20 protein-coding genes and 1 pseudogene are annotated in these 21,709 nt (G+C 37.1%); 11 read left to right on the plus strand and 10 right to left on the minus strand.

The window, feature by feature from the left end; all coding sequences use genetic code 11:
- The 3 genes from AX663_RS05280 to AX663_RS05290 all read left to right on the plus strand — a co-directional run.
- The coding region (locus tag AX663_RS05280; protein WP_060972931.1) for a bifunctional glycosyltransferase family 2/GtrA family protein at positions 1-983 on the plus strand (983 nt) is incomplete at its 5' end.
- Complete coding sequence (locus tag AX663_RS05285; protein ID WP_060972932.1) at positions 973-3,198, plus strand: glycosyltransferase family 2 protein; 2,226 nt, start codon at positions 973-975, stop codon at positions 3,196-3,198. The genes AX663_RS05280 and AX663_RS05285, both read left to right, overlap by 11 nt.
- The gene (locus tag AX663_RS05290; RefSeq protein WP_060972933.1) at positions 3,195-5,135 is read left to right on the plus strand and encodes a hypothetical protein; all 1,941 of its coding nucleotides are present in this window, start codon (positions 3,195-3,197) and stop codon (positions 5,133-5,135) included. The genes AX663_RS05285 and AX663_RS05290 overlap by 4 nt, the downstream gene beginning before the upstream one ends.
- A gap of 112 nt (positions 5,136-5,247) precedes the next feature.
- Here AX663_RS05290 and AX663_RS10355 read toward each other — a convergent pair.
- Positions 5,248-5,439, minus strand: a pseudogene (locus AX663_RS10355) (DNA polymerase); the annotation flags it as partial.
- A gap of 303 nt (positions 5,440-5,742) precedes the next feature.
- On the opposite strand from AX663_RS10355, the gene AX663_RS05295 reads away from it, so the two are divergent.
- From AX663_RS05295 to AX663_RS05305, 3 genes are read left to right on the plus strand one after another with little or no spacing between them, the layout of a single operon-like run.
- Complete coding sequence (locus AX663_RS05295; protein ID WP_060972934.1) at positions 5,743-6,675, plus strand: hypothetical protein; 933 nt, start codon at positions 5,743-5,745, stop codon at positions 6,673-6,675.
- Between the two features lies 1 nt (position 6,676).
- Entirely contained in the window at positions 6,677-7,468 is a 792-nt protein-coding gene (locus tag AX663_RS05300; RefSeq protein WP_060972935.1) for a hypothetical protein, read from the plus strand.
- Positions 7,443-7,943, plus strand: coding sequence for a hypothetical protein (locus AX663_RS05305; RefSeq protein ID WP_037599346.1), 501 nt, complete (start codon positions 7,443-7,445; stop codon positions 7,941-7,943). Before AX663_RS05300 ends, AX663_RS05305 begins: the two co-directional genes overlap by 26 nt.
- Before the next feature lie 240 nt (positions 7,944-8,183).
- Here AX663_RS05305 and AX663_RS05310 read toward each other — a convergent pair whose 3' ends face one another.
- Positions 8,184-8,792 (minus strand): NUDIX hydrolase, encoded by a 609-nt coding sequence (locus AX663_RS05310; RefSeq protein ID WP_060972936.1) that lies wholly within the window; start codon positions 8,790-8,792, stop codon positions 8,184-8,186.
- Between the two features lie 161 nt (positions 8,793-8,953).
- Here AX663_RS05310 and AX663_RS05315 point away from each other — a divergent pair, with 161 nt between their 5' ends.
- Genes AX663_RS05315 through AX663_RS05325 form a run of 3 tightly spaced genes read left to right on the plus strand, consistent with a single transcriptional unit; the run spans position 8,954 to position 10,693 of the window.
- On the plus strand, positions 8,954-9,280 hold the full coding sequence (locus AX663_RS05315; protein ID WP_060972952.1) for a PadR family transcriptional regulator: 327 nt from the start codon (positions 8,954-8,956) through the stop codon (positions 9,278-9,280).
- Positions 9,267-9,851 carry a DUF1700 domain-containing protein gene (locus tag AX663_RS05320; protein WP_060972937.1) on the plus strand — a complete coding sequence of 195 codons (585 nt, stop codon included), beginning with the start codon at positions 9,267-9,269 and terminating at the stop codon, positions 9,849-9,851. Before AX663_RS05315 ends, AX663_RS05320 begins: the two co-directional genes overlap by 14 nt.
- The gene (locus AX663_RS05325; RefSeq protein ID WP_082759647.1) at positions 9,848-10,693 is read left to right on the plus strand and encodes a DUF4097 family beta strand repeat-containing protein; all 846 of its coding nucleotides are present in this window, start codon (positions 9,848-9,850) and stop codon (positions 10,691-10,693) included. The genes AX663_RS05320 and AX663_RS05325 overlap by 4 nt, the downstream gene beginning before the upstream one ends.
- A gap of 37 nt (positions 10,694-10,730) precedes the next feature.
- Here the strand turns inward: AX663_RS05325 and AX663_RS05330 are convergent, their stop codons facing one another.
- A complete protein-coding gene (locus AX663_RS05330; protein WP_060972939.1) occupies positions 10,731-13,100 on the minus strand; it encodes a YhgE/Pip domain-containing protein in 2,370 nt (789 codons plus the stop codon).
- A 128-nt stretch (positions 13,101-13,228) separates the two neighbouring features.
- On the opposite strand from AX663_RS05330, the gene AX663_RS05335 reads away from it, so the two are divergent.
- Positions 13,229-13,768: a TetR/AcrR family transcriptional regulator gene (locus AX663_RS05335; RefSeq protein ID WP_060972940.1), complete on the plus strand. Its 540-nt coding sequence runs from the start codon at positions 13,229-13,231 to the stop codon at positions 13,766-13,768.
- A 74-nt stretch (positions 13,769-13,842) separates the two neighbouring features.
- Here the strand turns inward: AX663_RS05335 and AX663_RS05340 are convergent, their stop codons facing one another.
- Entirely contained in the window at positions 13,843-14,205 is a 363-nt protein-coding gene (locus AX663_RS05340; RefSeq protein WP_037599356.1) for a DUF1304 domain-containing protein, read from the minus strand.
- Between the two features lie 115 nt (positions 14,206-14,320).
- On the opposite strand from AX663_RS05340, the gene AX663_RS05345 reads away from it, so the two are divergent.
- Positions 14,321-14,509 carry a hypothetical protein gene (locus AX663_RS05345; RefSeq protein WP_003095232.1) on the plus strand — a complete coding sequence of 63 codons (189 nt, stop codon included), beginning with the start codon at positions 14,321-14,323 and terminating at the stop codon, positions 14,507-14,509.
- 210 nt (positions 14,510-14,719) lie between these two features.
- Here AX663_RS05345 and rpsD read toward each other — a convergent pair whose 3' ends face one another.
- From rpsD to mnmG, 6 genes are all read right to left on the minus strand, one after another.
- A complete protein-coding gene (rpsD, locus tag AX663_RS05350) occupies positions 14,720-15,331 on the minus strand; it encodes a 30S ribosomal protein S4 (RefSeq protein WP_002885833.1) in 612 nt (203 codons plus the stop codon).
- Between the two features lie 197 nt (positions 15,332-15,528).
- Positions 15,529-15,831, minus strand: a complete 303-nt coding sequence (locus AX663_RS05355; RefSeq protein ID WP_002885699.1) for a Veg family protein — start codon at positions 15,829-15,831, stop codon at positions 15,529-15,531.
- A gap of 25 nt (positions 15,832-15,856) precedes the next feature.
- Positions 15,857-17,218, minus strand: a complete 1,362-nt coding sequence (gene dnaB, locus AX663_RS05360) for a replicative DNA helicase (protein WP_002892156.1) — start codon at positions 17,216-17,218, stop codon at positions 15,857-15,859.
- A 43-nt stretch (positions 17,219-17,261) separates the two neighbouring features.
- Positions 17,262-17,720 carry a 50S ribosomal protein L9 gene (rplI, locus tag AX663_RS05365; RefSeq protein WP_002885729.1) on the minus strand — a complete coding sequence of 153 codons (459 nt, stop codon included), beginning with the start codon at positions 17,718-17,720 and terminating at the stop codon, positions 17,262-17,264.
- A 1-nt stretch (position 17,721) separates the two neighbouring features.
- The gene (locus AX663_RS05370; RefSeq protein WP_060972941.1) at positions 17,722-19,686 is read right to left on the minus strand and encodes a DHH family phosphoesterase; all 1,965 of its coding nucleotides are present in this window, start codon (positions 19,684-19,686) and stop codon (positions 17,722-17,724) included.
- Between the two features lie 73 nt (positions 19,687-19,759).
- Positions 19,760-21,661, minus strand: coding sequence for a tRNA uridine-5-carboxymethylaminomethyl(34) synthesis enzyme MnmG (mnmG, locus tag AX663_RS05375; RefSeq protein WP_060972942.1), 1,902 nt, complete (start codon positions 21,659-21,661; stop codon positions 19,760-19,762).
- Between the last annotated feature and the right edge of the window lie 48 nt (positions 21,662-21,709).

The following is a 21,709-nucleotide window of genomic DNA, read 5'->3' on the forward strand; positions in this document are numbered from 1 at the left end:
ATAAGGAAAATCAAATGTTTGACATTATTCTAGTCGATGACGGTAGTGGAGCTGACTTTGCACCGTTATTTGCAATAGCGCAGAGTAACTATGCATGTCATTTGCAAAGACATGCTGATAATAAAGGAAAAGGTCGTGCTTTAAAAACGGCTATTTCATATACTTTGGACAATTTTCCTAATGCCAAAGGAATTGTGACGATTGATTCTGATGGTCAACACACCTACGAAGACATGATGAAATGTTTGGCTGAATTTTTGCAACATCCTGATAGTTTGGTGCTGGGTGTTAGAACATTTGAAAAATCTGTTCCTTTACGTAGTAAATTTGGAAATTTATTGACAAGAGACGTCTTGGGGGCTATGACAGGTGTGAACGTTTCTGATACGCAAACGGGGCTTCGTGTGATTCCTATGTCATGGTTGCCAAAACTCTTAACCGTGGAAGGTGAACGGTATGAATTTGAGATGAATATGTTACTTGAGGCAAAAGAGGACAATATTCCGATTTGTGAAGTTGGCATTGCAACGATTTATTTGGATGAAAATCAGTCGTCGCATTTTGATGTGATTCGTGACTCGATTAGAATTTACAAGGTTTTCTTCAAGTACATTTTTTCATCATTGTTTTCCTTCTTGGTTGATATTGTTGCTTTTACGATTTTAATTTCTTTGTTTAATGGATTAAGTTTTAGTGCGGTGACGTTAGCTTCGATTTTAGCGCGTGTGATATCATCTGTTGTTAATTTCACCTTGAATCGTAAGGTGGTCTTTAAACGAGGTCAATCAAATAGTGCGATAAAATACTTCACTTTGGTGGTAGTACAGATTGTTTTGTCAAGTTTATTGGTTACAGTTCTAGGAAATGCCTTGACGACGCTGCCAATTTCATTGGTGAAGATTTTAGTTGACGGTACACTTTTCATTGTCAGTTATTTTGTGCAAAAACATTTGATTTTTAGTGGAGGTGAGAATGAAGACTAGTAAGAGGATACTCTATTTCGTTGCATTTGTAACGACTGCCTTTTATTTAACTTGGCGTTTGGTGGCGACTATCCCGTGGCATGATTCATGGTTTGCGCTGATCTTTGGGATTTTATTGTGGGGAAGTGAGGTAGTTTCAGCCATTACAGGCTACATTCTCATTTGGAATAAGCAAAAGGACTTTGAGCTTGAAAAGCCTGAGATTGCTAAGGAGCGTTACCCAGATGTGGATGTTTTGATTGCAACGCATAATGAGGATCCAGAGTTGCTTTATAAGACGATTAATGCCTGCACTTTTATGGAATATCCTGATAAGTCTAAGGTGCATATCTACGTCTGTGATGATACCAATCGTCTAGAAGTTGCCAAATTGGCTGATGAGCTTGGTGTTGGTTATTTTGGTTTGGCGGATAATAAAGATGCCAAATCAGGAAACTACAATAATGCTTTACGTCAGACGTCATCACCTTTGGTGGCGACATTTGATGCGGATATGATTCCTTATCGTGAATTCCTGTTGGAAACTGTGCCTTATTTTGTTGAACAAGTTGAGGCTTATGAAAATGGTGACGATTATGATAAGTCAAAAGTTGGTTTGATTCAAACGCCACAAAGTTTTTACAATGCTGATATTTTCCAATTTAACTTGTTTTCAGAATCAACCTTACCAAACGAACAAGATTTCTTTTCCAAAGAAATTAATGTTTTCAATAATTCGCACGGTGCAGCGCTTTATACGGGGTCTAATACGCTTATTTTCCGCAAGGCGATTGAAGATGTTGGTGGTTTTCCGACAGATACCATTACGGAGGATTTCGAGCTAGGTGTTCGGATAAATGCGGCTGGTTATGTAAATTATTCGACGAAAAGTCCAATGGCTAGCGGGTTAACGCCGACAGATTTGAAGAGTGTCATCAAACAGCGCGTGCGCTGGGGACGTGGCGTTATTCGCAGTAGCTACAATATGAATATCTTCTTTAATCCCAAATTGACAATGGGGCAAAGAATTGTTTATATTAATGGCTATCTTTATTGGTGGTCTTTCTTTAGACGGTTATTGTATATCTTGGCACCGATTTTATATACGGTTTTCCATGTGCGTGTGGTGGTGTCAAATATCTGGCTACTGTTCCTATTCTGGTTGCCAAGTTTCGCCTTGACACGCTTGTCAATGCGAGAAGTCTCAAAACAATACCAAACACAGGTTTGGGGAGAAATTGTGGAAACGATTTTTGCTCCGTATTTGTTTATTCCCATGATGTTGGAGTCCTTTGGCATTAGCAATAAAAAATTTAAGGTGACACGTAAGGGAAATTATACGTCGTGGACGTTGTACCTTTATGCGCTTCCTTATCTTGTTTTATGGGGATTAGCCGTTTATGGTTTGGTGACTTTTAACTATGGAAAATTTGGTTCAGAGCTTTTTTATGGAAGTATTATCAGTTTTTGGTTGATTTATCATATCATCAATTTGACCTTTGCGATTTTCTGTGCGCTTGGTCGTCCGATTTATCGCTCAAGTGAGCGTTTTACTGTTGATGAAGCTATGGTTATTGAGGTTGATGATGATTCTTACCAAGTGAGAGTCTGTGATATTTCAGAAACGGGGATTTCATTCTATACGGATTTACCATTGTATTTGCCGAAAGAAAAAGAACTGACGCTTAATTTGCAATCACGTGATTACCATGCGAGGGTAAAAGGTCATGTTGTTCGTGTTTTTGCGATTGATAATGGTTGGCGCTACGGCGTTCAATTTTCAGAAGTTCCTGAAGCTGATAAGCGCGAATTTTATCAGTACATTTATGACCGCATTAATTACAATCTTCCGAAGGAAAAAGACCCTTGGATGACAACATGGGATGATTTATTTGAGAACTTTAGTCAACGTTTCCAAAATAATGAACGTCCTGTTTCAGCCTATGACCAAGTAGCTTTTCCGAAAGTTCGTGTCAATGAAGAGGTTCAGGTTGCTGGAAAAAAATGCCAGCTTAGAAAGACAGATTATTATTACATGACATTTTCTGGAAAATTGACAAATACTAAAAAAGAACCGAATGTCGCATTTACCTACAAAGATTTGCCAATTCAGTTGACTTTTGTGTCCTATGATACTGATAGAGACGAATCGCTTTATCGAGTTACCAATTTAGCGGATTTGGATAGCTTACCTGCTTTTAAAGCCTTAGCAAATGAATGGAGAGGGAGAGTATGATTAGTATTGCTAGATTACTGTTGTTCTTTGTGATTACCATGGGGTACAATGCCTTTTTCCGTAATACTGTGAAGATGAATCGCCGTCTGACATGGGTGTTTACATTTTCAGTCATTACATTGGTATTGTACCTTGGTAGTTTGTTAGGCTTTATGTTGCAGACCGTGTATGCCATTTCTGTTTTGGGCTGTCTTTTGAGTCTTTATTATCTTTGGGCGGTATGGAAAAAGAAATATCGCTTTAGGAGACTTGATTATATTGCGCTTGGAATGATGGCTTATTTGCTTTTGTTTGGAATAACGCTCTGGCATTCACCGCTTTTACATTATGATAATTTTACGCATTGGGCAACGATTGTAAAATTTTTCCATATCAATAATGCTTTGCCAACACAGCAGGATACGATTATTAGTTATTATACCTATCCTGTTGGAAGTTCACTTTTCATTTATTTTTTCACGACTATCGTAGGCTTTTCAGAAGGTAGTATGTTGGTCGGGCAATTTTTCTTGATTGCATCCAGTCTTTATGCCATGTTTGCGGCACTTCGTGATGATCGACGTGTCTTAATGGTTAGCATGATTTTTGCTTCGTTTGCTGTTTTTAATACGTTCAACGTTGCTATTCGATTAAATAATTTGCTGGTTGATTTTCTGCTTCCGGCCTTGGCCTTGGCAGCCATAGCAGGTTGTTTTGTCTATCGTAATCGTTTCTGGCTTTTGTCGCTAAATACGGCGGTAATTCTTGGATTATTAAGTATCGTCAAAGTAAGTGGACTTTTCTTTGTCGCTCTCGTTTTAGTAGTTTATGTGGTTTGTATTGTGCGTTTACTTGTTCGTAAAAGAGCACGTTTAAAAGCACTAGTGCTGCTCATAATGACCTTGCTAGTCAGCTGTCTTCCTTTTGTTATTTGGCAAAAGCATGTGACGGATAATTTCCCAAATGCCTCAAGTGCCAAGCATGCGGTGTCCATGTCAGAACTTGATCAGGTATTGACTGGAAATCTGTCAGGCGACCCACAAAAAATTATCACTCTTTTTGTCAAATCGGTGTTTACGTTTGACAGTTTGGCAAGCAATGGAATTTTGATAATCAATCTGATTATGCTGATTGCCTTTATTGTGATTGGTATTCGTTTGAAATATAAGAAATTTGTCTTGTTGACTTGGGGATTTGTTGATATTTCGATTGTGACTTACTATATTGGCATTTTACTCATGTATCTGACAGCAATGCCGACTGATGAAGCGTTAGAATTAGCAGGATTTGAGCGCTATGCTTCGAGCATCGTTATCTTTGCTTTTGGTTGTTTGACCATGGCTTTAGCATGGGTAATGGACAAGTGTCTGTATGAAAAAATCATTAGTAAACGTAATGCTAGGTCTTACAAGAGCTTATTTAATAAACACTTGTACCAATACGCGAGCCTTGTTTTGACAGTTTATGCCATTGGAATGTTCTTGTCAGAAAATAATAGCATTGTTTACAATAACAATCAGGAAACAAACAAGGTCGTAAAAGAAATTCATCAGTTTACTGGAAGTCAGAGTAATTCGTCAACGGATAGAATTTTGGTTGTAACAGCAGATAAGGAGAATGTAGATAATTATTTTGTCCAATATGCTAGTCGTTATTATCTGTGGGATGTCAATGTTGATGCCAGAGAAAATTTTGTGTCGGTTGACCAAGAATTTTTAGATTTAATGGCATCATACAGCGACAGCGCAACAAGTTATTACCTCGGCAATGAACATATCGATACTAGAGATGGTTCCAATTTAACAGATGATGACTTTATTGCACTCTTAAAAACGTATGACGAAGTCTTGATTTTAGATGACCATTATACGTTTAATGCCTTGACGAAAAAACTATTTGGTCGGACATATTCCCCAGGATTGTATAAAGTATCAGATATTCTTGCTGGAAAAGGGTAAGTTTTCTAGCTTTATCAAGCATAAGTCTTGATATTTCAAATAAAATATTCTATTACAACAAAAAATATGTAGAAGGAGGCGGAGTTTGTGACTTCGCCTCTTGTGGTGCTCAAAAGACTTTCTTGAACATTGGAGAGGAAGCTAAGATAAATCCGTTTGAATTATCTGCTCTAATCATCACACAAAGCGAGGTCCTTAAAGGATGCAATCCACGTTCCACACACTCAACACTAGTATAGAAAGATCTCATATCCGCAAAAGCAATATCAGATTTTGGTTCCCGTGAACAATCAAAATAGCCCATTATCTATCTATTTTATAGTTGTTTTCCCAATATTCCCTTTCACCTTTTCCTATGCCTTCTGGTAATTGCTTCAAACATTGTCCCATACTTTGATATTTAACAATTTCAGTTATTTCAGCCAAAGAAAGTCGATGAGATGCTCTGCTAAAGTCCGTATCGAAGTAATCAACCTCTTCTATTTCAACTAAAATCTCATAATTTTGACCAAGATAATATTTAATTTCAGATGAGGTAAAATAATTGAATTAAAAACCATGAAAATAAGATTTTCATGGTTTTTCTATTACTCAAAGAGGAGTTCCTATGACAAAAATAGAAACATTTAGATGGCGTATGTGGCATGTTTATCTCCTTATTTTTATAACCATTCTACTTACAGGTACATTCGTTCGCTATGGTTATAGAATTCAGGCCGCTTATTCCTTAGACGATAGACTTTACGACTATACTAACAAAAAAGTTACTGTAACATCCTTTCAAAACGTCAAAATTGGAAACTTTAACGTTTTAGGTGTTAAGTTTGGAAATGAAAAATCACTGGAAAGAAGTCAATTAGCCGTTGGTCGCACCTATCTAGCCTTCCAAGAATCTAGGTATAAACTATCTAAAAACAAGAAGGACTCTAAAAATTATGATATTATTCACTATTATCAGCTTGGTAAAGATACTGGAAAAGGACATACTATTAATGTACTAGGCCTTGCTAAGAAACTAGGATATGATGATCCTGGTTCCATGGATGATACCATGTACTCCGATGGTCGGGATGAGTTTGTGAAATTTTCATCCTATGACAACAAAAAAGTATTCTATGTCAATTTACGCACCCATAAGGCAACTAAAACCAAACCAGAAAGAGTCAGTCAATACTACGGATTTGCTAAACCTTACCGCTATCTCCTTTCAAAGGATAATTTTTCTGTAGGTTATAAAGATTATCCCCTCACTATCAACTCCATGCCCCTTATCTGGACCAAAGAAAGAAATTTTGCTGATTACAAAAATCAAGATGACAACAAATATAGTGACCAATCGCTCAAAAAAAGATTTAGCTTAATCATCGTAACAACTGACTCACTTAATCTGGATGATGCTATTAAACTGCAAAAAGAGTTAACACCAGATAAGGAGGATATTTATTGGTATTTTACAAGCACTAACACAACTACTGGACGCCTCGAGGAAGTTAAAAGTCAAAAAGATTACAACCTACTAGTTAAGGAGAGTCAGAACTAAGATGGTAAAAAATAGCTTCAAATACCTTAAAATTACTATGCCCCTGATTTTATTATTGACCATGATTGCTATCTTTTTCTATTACAATGCTCAAGAAAATATTAAAGGTTTTTATAAAACTCGTGGATTTCAAGGAAAGATACAAATAACTGGTATCGGATGGGCAGATAAAATTACTTATCGTATGAATGAAGAAGATGAGGTTAAACATTACCTGATTTTCCATATTGATTATCAAGAGACTATTAATAACAAAACAGCACATGTAAAGACTCAACTGCCTCTCCATATTCAAGATTTACTCTATCCTTACATTGCCAGCCCAACAGAAAGCGACTCAGATTTTAATCGCCAAAATAGTGAATATAAGATTTTACCTGATGAAAGGGAATATTGGGACGATTTTGTTAAAAAGTCTATTAAAATCAACCCTAGAAATCAAAAATTTATCAATGATATCTCTAAAGCTTTAAGTACCGAAAAAGATTTAAAAAATATTATTGTTCAGATAGAACCTGTACCATACACGACACTCTATACTTATGAGAGGGGACATTCTAAGGCCCTAGGTGGCTATTATGATTTTTCACTTAAAGATGCTCTACGAAACAAACAACTTACTGTTCAATTGAGTTTTCCTTCTGGTTCCACGACTAAAGAAATTGACTTACATTCGCAATTAGAACAGGTACTTAAAAACTCTGAACTACCAGATGGATGGTATATCTTAAATCAAAATAACGACTTTCCAAAAGAGGTACATATTGATGGCAATCAAATTAGAATTAACTGAAGAAAAAACTCAGAGAGAATTATCTGAGGAAGAATGGGCTTTCCCTATTTGGAGATGGGCGGCTTTCTCACTATTTGACACCCTAATCCTAGTTAGTCCCTTGACAAGAGAATTGATTTATCCGGGGGGGAGTGATTCTCGTTTTTACCTAGGTAAATCATTGGGTAACTTGATGCTAGATGATACACAACGCTTCATCTTTATTATTATCATTCTAACTCTGTTACTACCTGCTTTTGCCTTAATCATAGAAAGCCTATTATTTTCAAAAGGATATCCTCTACTTTCAATAATATGTAGCTGTCTAATTTTTGTTAGTGCAACAGTCCTATTTGTCTATAGTCTCAGTATTGTCCCAGATTTTTGGAGCTTTACTATTTATAGTTATATGCTTTACCTTCTCTTCAACATAGGTAACTCCCTAAGAAAGATTAATAGAATCATCAATCTTAGGCAGAATAACACCAAAGCATAACAGCCTCTATCTACATAGTACTCCCCTTTTAGTATAGGAATGACACAAATGAAACAAAAAAATCTTGGCTACTCTGAAGTTGACCACCTAGCTAAAAGCTTCGATATTAATTTTGAAAATCATTTTAGGAATACTCTAGACTTATGTCTCAGAAATAAATTTCACTCCTTTGGTAGCAATTAAACAATGTAATTCATAGTAAAAATAAAAGATCAACATATTATTGTTGATCTTTTATTTTTACTCTAAGCCTTTTAAAATATCTGTAAATCTATGTGTAAACATAGCTGTCATCCCCCATATATTCTCTGTCAAATTCCTGTAAAAAGGAATATGACGTTCACTGTACCCAAAATTATATTTTTCTCTGTTTTTTACGAGGAAAAATGGGAAACCTTTCGCATCACTCAAAGTAGAAGTGACTTTGTAATAAATCGGATCTTCTGTCAACAAAGTGTCAACACAAACTGTAAACAACCGTTTCACCTCTTCATTTGGATGAATATCCTCCCAATTTTCTATATTTATCTTTCCAACAAAGCAATGGATGGTTCTCCCCTGATGAATCAGATAATCAAGCTCTCCCCAAATGTCAATTTGATCAGGAATTAAGTTTAGTTCCTCACACGTTTCTCGTATAGCAGCTTCTTGAAAAGTCTCACCATCTTCGACACGGCCACCAGGAAAAGAGACCTCACCTGGTTGAGAAATATGCTCACTTCGTACTTGGTAAAGGATTTGATACTTATCAGTTTTTATATCATATATCAAGGGTAAAAGCACTGCATAGCGTCCTTTCTCCCCTAGTGGCTTCGGCTCGTAATGAGCTAGTTTATCTTTAATAGTCATAAGAACTCCTTGACTTCATATTATCATAAAAAAGAAGATAACCCTATTATATAAAATTTTTATATATAAAATATTGACATATCTTTCTAAAAGAGATACACTCAATGTGTAAAATAATTATATATAATTTTTATACATATCTAAAAGCAAAGGAGCACACTATGTATTTTCCAACATCGTCAATCCTGATAGAGTTCCTAATACTAGCTATTATCGATAGAGAAGACTCTTATGGCTATGAGATTAGTCAAACCATAAAGCTTGCAGCTAATATCAAGGAGTCAACACTTTATCCTATTCTAAAAAAGCTTGAAAAAGCAGGCTATATGACCACCTATAGCCAAGCGTATCAAGGGCGTAAACGTAAATATTATAGTATTACCCAAGAGGGAAAAAATCAACTTCAATTTCTTAATGAAGAATGGTTAACTTACAAAGAAACTATGGATGGTATTGTAGAAGGGAGATTAAGACATGACAAGGACTGAATATATAGCCAAATTAACAAAATATCTACGAAAATTACCACAAAAGGACTATGAAGAGGCCCTCGAATATTTCATGGAATATTTTGAAGAGGCTGGACCTGAGAATGAAGCTCGGGTTATTGCAGAACTGGGTACACCTAAGGAAGCAGCACATGAAGTCATTAGTCGTCTTCTAGACGAAAAGATTATTGAGGAAAAGAGTAGCTTACGTAATAAAACAACTATCCTCTGGATTGCGATTCTAGCTGTTTTAGCCAGTCCAGTCGCCTTACCAATTCTACTATTCTTCCTAGCTATTCTATTGACACTTATTTTGATTATTTTTGCAGTTATAGTGACTGCCTTAGCTCTTACTTTTGCCTTGCTCATTAGTGGTGTTTACACTTTCTTTACAAGCTTCTCTCTCTTAAATATTTCACTAGCTTCAACACTGTTTGGAGTAGGTCTAGGTCTATTGATGTTTGGAGGAGCACTCTTACTGCTTTTGATTTCATTTGAAATCTGTAAACTTATTGTAAAGCTAATTACCCTATTGATTAAATGGCTCATCAAGAAAGGAAGAAAATCATGAAAACTTGGAAAAAGATTGTCCTCGGAGTGTCTCTTATCTCTCTATTTTTAGGAGGAGGATTAGTAGCTTGGGGTTATAGCCAAGGTGGCTTAACAGATTTACAAAATCAAACTATAAGTGAGCAAGATTATGTCAAGAAAGAAGTTGAGGACTTCAATAAAATTGATATTAAAAGTAGTAACTACAATGTGCTTATAAAAAATGGTGATGTTGACAAAGCAACGCTTTCTTACTACCAAAAAACAAAAAATCCAATTGACACATCTGTAAAGGATGGTCAATTGACTATCAATGATAGCAACTCTGAATTAGATTCAACTTCTAACAAACATATTAACTTTTTCGGATTAAAAGATTTAGTAAAGCTTTCTACTCTCAACGAGGAAGTCAGAAATAAAACCATTGTCATTACACTCCCTAAAAAACAAACGATTGATTTTTTAAAGGTTGATTTAGCAACTGGAAATCTAGATTTAAGTAATAGCACCATCAAACAAGCAGATATCAATCTAAATGTAGGGGACCTAACTTTTACTAAAATGATTGTCAGCAACCTAAAAGCTAACCTTGATGTTGGTAGTGTTGATAGTAATCATACACTTTTTACTAACTCAGATTTATCTATTGCAATGGGAGATTACTCTGGAGATAACCTAATTTTCAATGGTCACAATAAACTTGATGTTACATCTGGTGATATTGAACTAGCTCTTAAAGATTACACGCTCAATGTTCAAGCCGATAGTCATTCAGGAGAGGTAGACATCACAAATAACCTTAAAATCTCAAAGGATAACTCACTAACCATTACCTCAGACCTCGGTGATATAACTGTTGAATAACATAAAAAGCCAGCTCACATTAGAGCTGGCCTTTAGTTTATTCATTTTCAGACTTTGGTCTATAAATAATAATACCTACAACTACAAAAATAAGTAAGAAAATGAATAACATACGTACTTGATCTGAGATCTGTCCTGTCATTGAAATAGTTTGACGAAGACCTGATACCGAGTAGGACATTGGTAAGAATGGTTGGATGACCTTAAAGAACTTAGGACTAAGTTCAATTGGATAAGTCCCTGCACTAGACCCTAGTTGCAAAAGCAGCATAATCATGGAAGCAAATGCGCCATATCTATCATTCCAACCTACAAGGGCTGTAACCAGCGCCATTAAAGTACATGCTGCAAGGAAAATCATACCAAATGTAGCTAATGGATGATTTGGTTCAACTCCCACAAATCGAATGGCAATATAAAGCGCAATAGCAGCCATAGTTGTAATAATACCATTGATAAGTAACTTATTCTTAGCCCAATCAAAACGGCCCGTAAATTTTCTTCCTGTCAAGCTCTTAGCAAAGATAACATTAGTTGAAAGAGCAACAACCATAAGAGAAACAGAAATCATATATGGAGCCATTCCCACACCATTAGTGTCAACCTTATCCTTATCAGTTTTCTTCTCTTTGAGTGGAGCACTCACCATTTTTGCATTGTCTGAGTTTACAGATACAAGAGAGAGTTGCTGATTAGCCTTGTTTAATGAATCAGACAATGTGGAAAGGTTAGTTGACAAACTTGTCAACCCATTTGTTAAGGTATTTCCTCCAGTTGCTAATTGTTGAGCCCCTGTATTGAGAGCACTTGTACCACTCTGAAGAGTAGCAAAACCAGTCATTAAACTACTACTGTTAGCATCTAGAGTTTGAGCACCACTGGCAATCGTTGACACAGCACCAGTATAAGTTGACAAACCAGTTGAAAGTGAGCTTGCACCTGTTGCTAGAGTACTTTGAGCTGTTGACACACCTGATGCCACTTGAGTTGCTCCTGGTGATAATTGATTGACAAGTACCGAATTGACATTAGCAATATTAGCTTGCATTGATGATACCGTTGATGAAGCTACAGGAAGAAGTGCATTCGCCGAACTTGCAATGCCTGAGATAGATGTTTGTAGAGAAGCTAAACTACTTGAATCTCCGCTACTAGTTGTTGTCGTACCTGTCAAGCTAGATAAGGCTGTTGACATGCTTGACACTTCTGATGCAATAGTTGAAGCGTAACTACTAGCCGTAGATCCTGCGTTACTAATTGCCGATGTAATCTCTGCTTGTTGATCTGCCGTCAAGCTTTGATAAGCAGCTGTTCCTTGTACCGCAGCCAAATCATTCGCTTTGTCAGTGGCACTAGCTGTAGCTATAGAACTAGCCGCAGAAGAAATATTTGAAAGATAAGTCGCTATTGAACTTGTATCTACTGATGTTGTTGATGTTCCACTAGGTAATGATGTGTTACTTACCGCTGTATTGAGATTTTGAATTGCTGTATTTAAATCGGTTAAATTAGTTGACAAGGTTGACAACTGTGCTTGCTGTTCTTCAGATAAACTTGTTGCCGTAGCCATTTGATTGAGTGCACTTGACAAAGAATCTGCACCAGTAACTAAGGTACTCATAGCATCTGCTCCTGATACAAATTGACCTGCAGCAGAATTAACAGCCTCAGAGTTAGCGTTTAACTGTGACAGAGCACCTGACAAAGTTGACACACCTGAAGTATAGGCAGATGCACCTGAACTCAAGGTATCAACACCTGTAGCCAATGTCTGTGTAGAACCAGCAAGAGTTCCTAAACCACTTGATAAAGTCTGACTCCCAGACTGAAGTGCGCCTGCACCTGCATATAATTGACTAGCTCCATTCGCCGCAGTTCCCATACCACCCTGAAGTTGAGACATACTCTTAAAGACAGCTCCAACATAAGTTGACGTAATATTTTTAGAAACGGTATCCTTTAACTTAGACATGGCAGAATCGCTCATTTTTGAAGAAACGAAGCTATGCCCTGCTGTTGTCTGATAAGAAATTTCAAGTTTCTTAGGATCATTTGTCAAAAGACTTGCTGCATTACTTGAGAGATTTTCTGGAAAAGTGATTACCATATAGTAATCACCATCATCAATTCCTTTTTTGGCTTCATTTTCAGTCACAAAATGATAGTCTAGATTTTTATTTTTAGACATATTGTCTACCATGTCATGACCAATATTTAGAGTTTTATTCTGGAAACTAGCGCTCTTATCTTTGTTCACTACGGCTACTGGTAGATGCTTTACATTTCCATAAGGATTCCACATAGAAGATAAAAAGATTAGATTATATAAAGCGGGTATCAATGAGACACCAATAATAGTTATCCAGAGCTTTGGACTTTTAAGAAGCGCCTTTAATTCTGCTAACATATTTCTCCTTTTTAGACATTGTGTTTATTTTTATGATATAATCAATTATAAACTCATTTACATGAAAATCAATGTTAAACAATTAGTTTTTGGACACATAGTCTAAAAGTGTATAAAAGGAGATTTGTATGTCAAAAGATCAAAGGCGAGCTCAAACTAAAAAAGCTCTTTTAGACGCTTTAGTAATATGCTTAAAAAACCAAGATTTCAATGATATTACTACCATTCGTCTGGTTCAAACAGCTGGGATTAGCCGTTCAAGTTTTTATACCCACTACAAAGATAAGTATGAAATGATTGATAGTTATCAGAAAGAGCTTTTCCATAAACTAGAGTATATCTTCGATAAATACGAAGGAAAGAAGGAGGGAGCCTTCCTCGAAATCTTTGAATTTCTTACTCGTGAAAAACTCCTATCAGCTCTTTTGTCTACCAATGGATCAAAAGAAATTCAAGATTTTCTGATACATAAACTTCAGCGTATGATAGCTGAGGACTTCATTGTCCCTACTGCTGAAGAAAGATCTCTAAAAGGATTTGAGAAAGACTATGCCAGTATTTATTTTGCACACGCTATTTTTGGTGCTTGTCAAGCCTGGATAAATAAAGGAAAGAAAGAATCCCCCCGAGAAATGACAGATTTTCTTCTACGATTTATTCCACAATAAAACAACTTCAAAAGCATAAAAAGCTGCAAACCATTTCAACAGTTAAAGCAGCTTTTTCTTTTACAATAAAAACCTTAAAATAAGGAAATGATAAGTGAAAGTAAGGTCAAGATTGCGGGTCCACCTTGAGTTAAAATAATTTTCTTATTTGCAGTCATAGCACCATAAATAGCAGCAAAGAAAACATTGAGTACAAAAACAGTTACAAGTAGCTGACTACTTGTGAAAATCCCATACAAGAGGAATACAGCAATCAAACCATTGTAGATCCCTTGATTTTTAAATAAGTTTGTAACAGAATCACGTTGAAGTTCTTCTTTACTCATATTGAAAACACGACTAGTCATGTCTGAATGTGTCGCAAAAGTTTCCAAATACATGATATAGAGATGCTCCAAAGCAACAATCCCAGCTAAGATTAGTGTAATAATAGACATAGTAGCCTCCTTCTTAAATAACTTTGACAGTATATCAAAAGTAAACTTTTAAAACAACATGTATGCTTCATACAATTTGAAATATGGTAAAATAAAGAATGAAAGAGAGGTTCTTATGACAAAGACAGAAGTAATCCAACGTCTCCAAAAAGATTTGGGAATTCCTAGATTTCAGGCTTATATAGAGGATAAAGATTACTCCGAAGAGGAGTACGACCAACTAAAAAAAGATTTTGAAAGCTACTTCACCAACTACGTTTCAAACGTTTCAGCAGATTTTGAAGGCGGATTGGATAATAAATAATTTATACCTCAAAATCATCTGTCATCATGTTACGAATCCCTTAGTCACTTGTATCAGACTAGGGGTCTTTTTAATATTCGAAAACAAAAAGCCGTCTCATTCTATGAAATAGCTTTAGGAAACTTGTAACTGAACAAACCTAGAAATCAATGATTTAAGACAAACAAAAAAGCCCATAACAACAGGCTTTTCGATACAATAATCTTAAAATTAAAGCATTTTGTTGTAGAATTCAACGACAAGTGCTTCGTTGATTTCTGGGTTGATTTCATCACGTTCTGGAAGACGTGTCAATGAACCTTCAAGTTTTTCAGCATCGAATGATACAAATGCTGGACGTCCGATAGTAGCTTCTACTGCTTCAAGGATAGCAGGAACCTTAGCTGATTTTTCACGAACTGAGATTACTTGACCAACTTCAACGCGGTATGAAGGGATATCAACACGTTTACCATCAACAAGGATGTGACCGTGGTTTACGAATTGGCGTGCTTGACGACGAGTAGTTGCAAGACCAAGACGGTAAACAACGTTGTCAAGACGACGTTCCAAAAGAACCATAAAGTTGAAACCAAGTGTTCCACCTTTAACTTTAGTAGCTTGTACGAACAAGTTACGGAATTGTTTTTCACCCAAACCGTATGAGAAACGAAGTTTTTGTTTCTCAGCCAATTGCAAACCGTATTCTGAAAGTTTTGAACGGTTGTTTGGACCGTGTTGACCTGGTACGTAGTTACGACGTGCCAATTCTTTACCTGTGCCTGTAAGTGAGAAACCAAGGCGACGTGATTGTTTCCATGATGGACCTGTATAACGTGACATTAATAATGTCCTCCTATAAAAAATATTTTTAGGAAATAACGTTTTAGATAAACCTGATTCGTTCAGAAAGACTTCGCCCAAACAGCAAAGGTTACTTTTCTAGCCGACTTCCTGTTGACGAGCTTCATTTTATCCTGCTATTATTTCACATACTTAAATATTTTACCACGAAAAAAAGCCCAAGTAAAGGCTTTTTCTTATTTATTTTCGATTTCAGCTTGTTCCTCAGGACTCAAATAACGAATGAGAGTCTTCTCAGTCAAAATATCTGAATAAGTGTAAGATTCAACATAACTATTATTAATAGCTCCTGCTTGGGAACTGAAGTCTTGATATTCAACAATAAACAATGATGGATAAACTTCTGTCAATCGACCAATTTTATTCTTTTCACGTTTACGCCCATTCTCTAGGGTCAATTCTACTAGCTGACCTTCATGTGACTTAATAGCTTCCTTGATGTTTTTCATCTTAGCAACATCTGCAAATGCATCACTCATATATATATCTCCTTAAATCTGAAAATTATGATTCCTCAAACTGAGCAATCGATGAAAATTTATTGTATTCTTTTTGGAATAGTAACTTGACTGTTCCACGCGCACCAGCACGGTTTTTTTCTAGGATAACTTCGATGGTATTATCTTCAATCGCATTTTCTGGTTCTTCACCCTCTTTTCGGTAGTAATCATCACGATACAAGAAGGCGACAATATCGGCATCCTGCTCGATAGATCCTGACTCACGGATATCAGATAAGACTGGACGTTTGTCCTGACGTTGTTCAACCCCACGAGATAACTGACTCAAGGCAATTACAGGAACTTTGAGCTCCTTGGCCAGGATTTTTAACTGTCTTGAAATATCTGAAACCTCTTGTTGGCGATTTTCTGGTCGCGTACCTGTAATCAACTGCAAGTAGTCAATCACAATGAGACCAAGACCACCCTCTACTTCTTGTGACAATTTACGGGACCGTGCACGAATCTCAGTAATCTTTATACCAGGGGTATCATCTATGTAAATCGGTGCCTCAGCCAGTGCTCCTTGAGCAATCATAACATTATTCCAATCTTGCTCTGTCAATTGACCTGTACGTAAAGCATGAGAATCAATCATCCCTTCAGCTGCCAACATACGATCAACCAAGCTTTCTGCACCCATCTCTAATGAAAAGACTGCAACAGCTTTATTTTGCTTGGTGCCAACATTCTGAGCAATGTTCAACACAAAGGCTGTTTTACCAACTGCGGGGCGAGCTGCTAAAATAATTAATTGATCAGGGTGTAAACCTGTTGTAATCTTGTCAAGGTCACGGAAACCTGTTGGTAATCCAGTAACATCTGATGTTTGCTGAGAACGCATCTCCAAGGTATTAAAATTGACGTCAAGAACTTCAGATATTTTGCGGAAACCACTACGATTACTATGCTCTGAAACATCAACCAAGGCTTTCTCAGCATTCGCAATAATTTCATCAGATTCCGTTGCGCCCTCATATGCTTGGTTGACAGTCTCTGTCAGCCTATTTATAATACGTCGAAGCATGGCTTTCTCAGCCACAATCTTAGCATAGTACTCAGCATTTGCGGATGTTGGGACACTATTGACCAAATCTACAAGATAAGAAATACCCCCTATATTTTGGAGGTCATCTTGGTCATCTAAAATGGTACGTACTGTCGTGGCATCAATGGCATCATTTCGATCCGACAGCGTTACCATTGCTTTAAAAATGACACGATGGGAATACTTGTAAAAGTCGTCTGCTTCGATAAATTCTCGAACTGTAATCAACTTTTCCGGGTTAATGAGAATAGCCCCTAGAACAGACTGTTCCGCTACTAAATCATGAGGTTGTACTCGTAATTCTTGAGCCTCTGCCACAATTATTCCCTCCTTTACAAGATTTACTTATAGTGTCAACGAATTACTCAGCACTATTTTTGATGTTAAGTTTAATTTGTGCGCTCACTTCTTTATGAAGCTTTACAGGAACCTCAATCAGACCAATCGCACGAATAGGATGTTCAAGTTCAATATGACGTTTATCAACTTTTATACCAAATTGTTTTTGAAGTCCTTCTGCAATCTTTTTGGCTGTAATTGAACCAAAAGTACGTCCGTCTGGTCCGACCTTCTCAGTAAATTGAAGACGATTTTCTTCTTTTTCAAGTTGCTCTTTAACTTGCTTCGCTTCAGCCAACAACTCTGCTGCATGTTTTTCTTCAGATTTTTGCTTGCCTTTCAACTCACCGATAGCTTGGTTTGTCGCTTCCTTAGCAAGATTCTTTTTAATCAAGAAGTTTTGGGCATAACCTGATGGTACTTCTTTAATTTCGCCTTTTTTACCTTTACCTTTAACGTCTTGTAAGAAAATAACTTTCATTTTAGTCCTCCTTGGGAGCCAACTCTCCCATAATAGTTTCAATCAATTTATTTTTTGCTTGAGCAACACTACAGTCTCGCAATTGGCAGGCAGCTAAGTTGAAATGGCCACCACCACCCATTTTCTCCATAATACGTTGTACATTAATCGCTTTATGACTTCGAGCAGAGATATTCACAGTAGAATCGCTTGTCCTAGCGACAACAAAAGTTGCTTCGATACCTGCCATGGCAAGCATCGTATCTGCTGCCTTAGAAATCACAACATTATTATAACATTTAGGATTATCACCTGAGGCAACAATGATATCATCTGTAATACGTTCACCTGCTAGAATTAGCTCATTGATACGTCGATACTCTTCAAAATCAGTAGCAGAGATTGTTTGGATTTCTCCACTGTCACTTCCTAAACTACGTAGATAAGAGGCGACATCAAAGGTTCTACTAGTCACACGAGTTGAGAAATTTTTAGTATCTAGCATGATACCTGCCATAAGGATAGAGGCTTGGATTTTACTCAAACGTTCTGGGGCACCTTGGAATTGCAACAACTCCGTAACCAATTCACAGGCTGAGCTTGCCCCACTTTCAATAAAGGTCAAAACAGCATTTTCAGGAAAATCGTCATCTCGACGGTGATGATCTACCACAATAACTTCATTAAATCGATCATAAAAATCCTTAGACAAAGTTAAATTGATTTTAGAATGGTCAACCATAATTAGTAATGACTGTTGGTTGACTAACTCTTCAGCCTCTGAAAGTGTAACAAGAGGTGATTGACCATCTTCTTTTAAGCGTTCGACCGCACGCTCAATATCTGCATTCATAGCCGTATCATCGTAAACAGCATAGCTTTTTCGAACAATTTGACTAGCAAAATGAGCCATACCGACAGTGGCCCCTAGGGCATCCATATCGAGATTCTTATGTCCGACAACAAACACTTTTTCGACTGTTTTCAACTTATCTGAGATTGCAGTCATCATAGCCCTTGTTCTTGTACGAGAACGTTTTACTGTTGAGACAGAACCTCCTCCAAAATAAAGAAGTTCCTTGTGATCATCGTTTTCCTTGACAACAGCTTGATCTCCACCGCGAACTAGTGCGATGTTCAGATTCTGCAAGGCAACCTGACCGATTTGATCATGCTTAAGCGTACCGAACGAAATTCCCATGCTCAAAGTCAGTGGTAAACCACGCTCTTGAGCCTGCTGACGAAAGTCATCCAAGACAGAAAACTTTTGATCCATGAATTCTGTCAAGACACTGTAATTGGTGAAGAAGTAAAAACGATCGCCTTCAATACGTCGATAATGAATATGCTTAGCCTTAGCAAACTCAGAAATAAACCCTGCCACGAATGTGTTGATTTTTGAAACATCGGCATCGGGTAAACTTCCTGTCACATCGTCGTAGTTATCAACTGAAATAATCCCGATAACAGGACGAGTCATATTTGGATCAGCATTTTCATCTTGATCATAAACATTGTCAATAAAATATGTCAACTTATTGTCAAAATCCACAAAAGCGGCATATTTATTGTCACCAACGGTTATCACATTCGAAGGCGAACCTTTTCGTTTCTGGGAAATAAAATCCGCAATCAACTGTTTATTGAAATTTCCATTTTCATCCGAAAGTACTAGCTTCGCATAGGGGTTGAACCATTCAATATGATCGTTCTCATCAAAAGTAATAACCCCAACAGGCATCTTTCCGAGAAGGGTCTTCAAAGAATCTTCAACATCCTGATTCAGTTCATCTAATTGCTCTATTTCTAAGGACTCATATGTTGTCTTTTGGTAATGCAATAAGGCAACAACTACTACCATAATAATAAAAAGCGCAAAAATGAGGGCATACTCCGATTTTAGTACGCGAACAAAAATAGTAGCAATTCCAAAAAGAATTAACCCAATCATTATAAGATGAATCGTTGCAAAGTGAAATCTTTTCATATAAAACCTCTTAATCTAACAATTATAACATAAAAAAGCCTTAATTAAAAGGCTTTTAAACGTGTTACCACCGTTAATCTACTTTTCTGCGGGCCTTATTATTGCCTTCAAGATAAACCATCAGAATTGAGATATCTGCTGGATTGACCCCTGAAATACGACTCGCTTGACCAATGGTCTCAGGATTGATTTTCTTAAATTTTTGACGAGCTTCAGTAGCAATAGAATCAATAGCATCCCAATCAATATTTTGGGGAATCCTCTTTTCTTCCATACGCTTCATCTTAGCTACTTGATCCAAAGCTTTATTGATATAACCTTCGTACTTGATTTCAGTCTCAAGCAACTCTATAATCTTAGCGTCCAAATTTTCTGCAGCTGGACCCACAAACTGAGTAGCTGTGGCGTAATCAATCTCTGGTCTACGCATAAACTCTTTAGCTGTCATGGCATCTGTCAATGGCTTAAAGCCTAGAGCTTGAATTTTCTCATTCGTTTCTTTAATTGGTTTTAATTTTTCTTTTGATAAACGTGTCAACTCGCTGTCAAACTGATTTTTCTTAATTTCAAAGATATTCCAACGTTCATCGTCAACCAAACCAACTTCTCGACCAATAGGTGTCAAGCGCATGTCAGCATTATCATGACGTAATATGAGACGATACTCTGCGCGTGATGTCAATAAACGATATGGCTCCAAGGTTCCTTTCGTGACAAGATCGTCAATCATTACACCAATATAGGCATCACTACGTTTGAGAATAAGCTCAGGTTTACCTTGGACTTTCAGAGCTGCATTGATACCAGCAACTAGACCTTGACCTGCTGCTTCCTCGTATCCAGAAGTTCCGTTGGTCTGTCCTGCTGTAAAGAGACCTGAAATTAACTTCGTTTCAAGTGTTGCACGTAATTGATGAGGGAGCACGATATCATATTCAATCGCATAACCAGTTCGCATCATCTCTGCCTTCTCGAGGCCTTTAATTGAGCGAATCAACTCTTTTTGAACATCTTCTGGCAGACTAGTTGACAGGCCTTGCACATAGACTTCTTCAGTCTCTCTTCCTTCAGGTTCAAGGAAAAGTTGATGGCGATTCTTATCGGCAAATCGGACAATTTTATCTTCGATTGATGGACAATAACGAGGTCCTACACCCTTGACAATACCTGAAAACATTGGTGCACGGTGTAAATTATTATTGATAATATCATGGCTCTCTTGATTCGTATAAGTTAGCCAACAAGGTATTTGATCCTGAAGATAATCTTCATCTTTCGACAAGAATGAAAAATGATTTGGCTTTTCATCACCTGGTTGAATTTCAGTTTCTTCGTAATTAATTGATGATGCCTTAACACGAGGAGGGGTACCCGTTTTAAATCTTCCTATTTCAAGGCCAAGATCCCTCAGGTTATCTGCCAATGTAACAGATGCAAGGCTATTATTAGGTCCTGAAGAGTATTTGAGCTCACCTAGGATAATTTCACCACGCAAAGCCGTTCCTGTTGTTACAATAACCGCTTTTGCTCCGTATTTTTGATTTGTGGCTGTTCTGACACCAACTACCTTACCATCTTCAACAAGAATTTCATCAACCATTGACTGACGGAGAGTTAAGTTTTCCTGACGCTCAACTGTATGCTTCATCGTCATAGCATACAAGGCTTTATCTGCTTGTGCACGTAAAGCTCTGACAGCAGGTCCCTTACCAGTATTCAACATTTTCATTTGAATATAAGTTTTATCAATATTTTTACCCATCTCTCCGCCGAGGGCATCAATCTCACGGACAACAATACCCTTGGCCGATCCTCCAATAGAAGGATTACATGGCATAAATGCCAGCATCTCTAGGTTAATAGTCGCTAATAAAACCTTACATCCCATGCGGGCTGCAGCTAGGGAGGCTTCTACACCAGCGTGACCAGCACCAACAACAATTACATCAAAATTTTCATCAAACTCGTAAGACATTTTTTAGATTTATGCAGTGATTTACAATCAACTGCCCCATCCTTTCTT

It is taken from the genome of Streptococcus sp. CCH8-H5 (assembly GCF_001556505.1).
In the GTDB taxonomy this organism is placed as follows: domain Bacteria; phylum Bacillota; class Bacilli; order Lactobacillales; family Streptococcaceae; genus Streptococcus.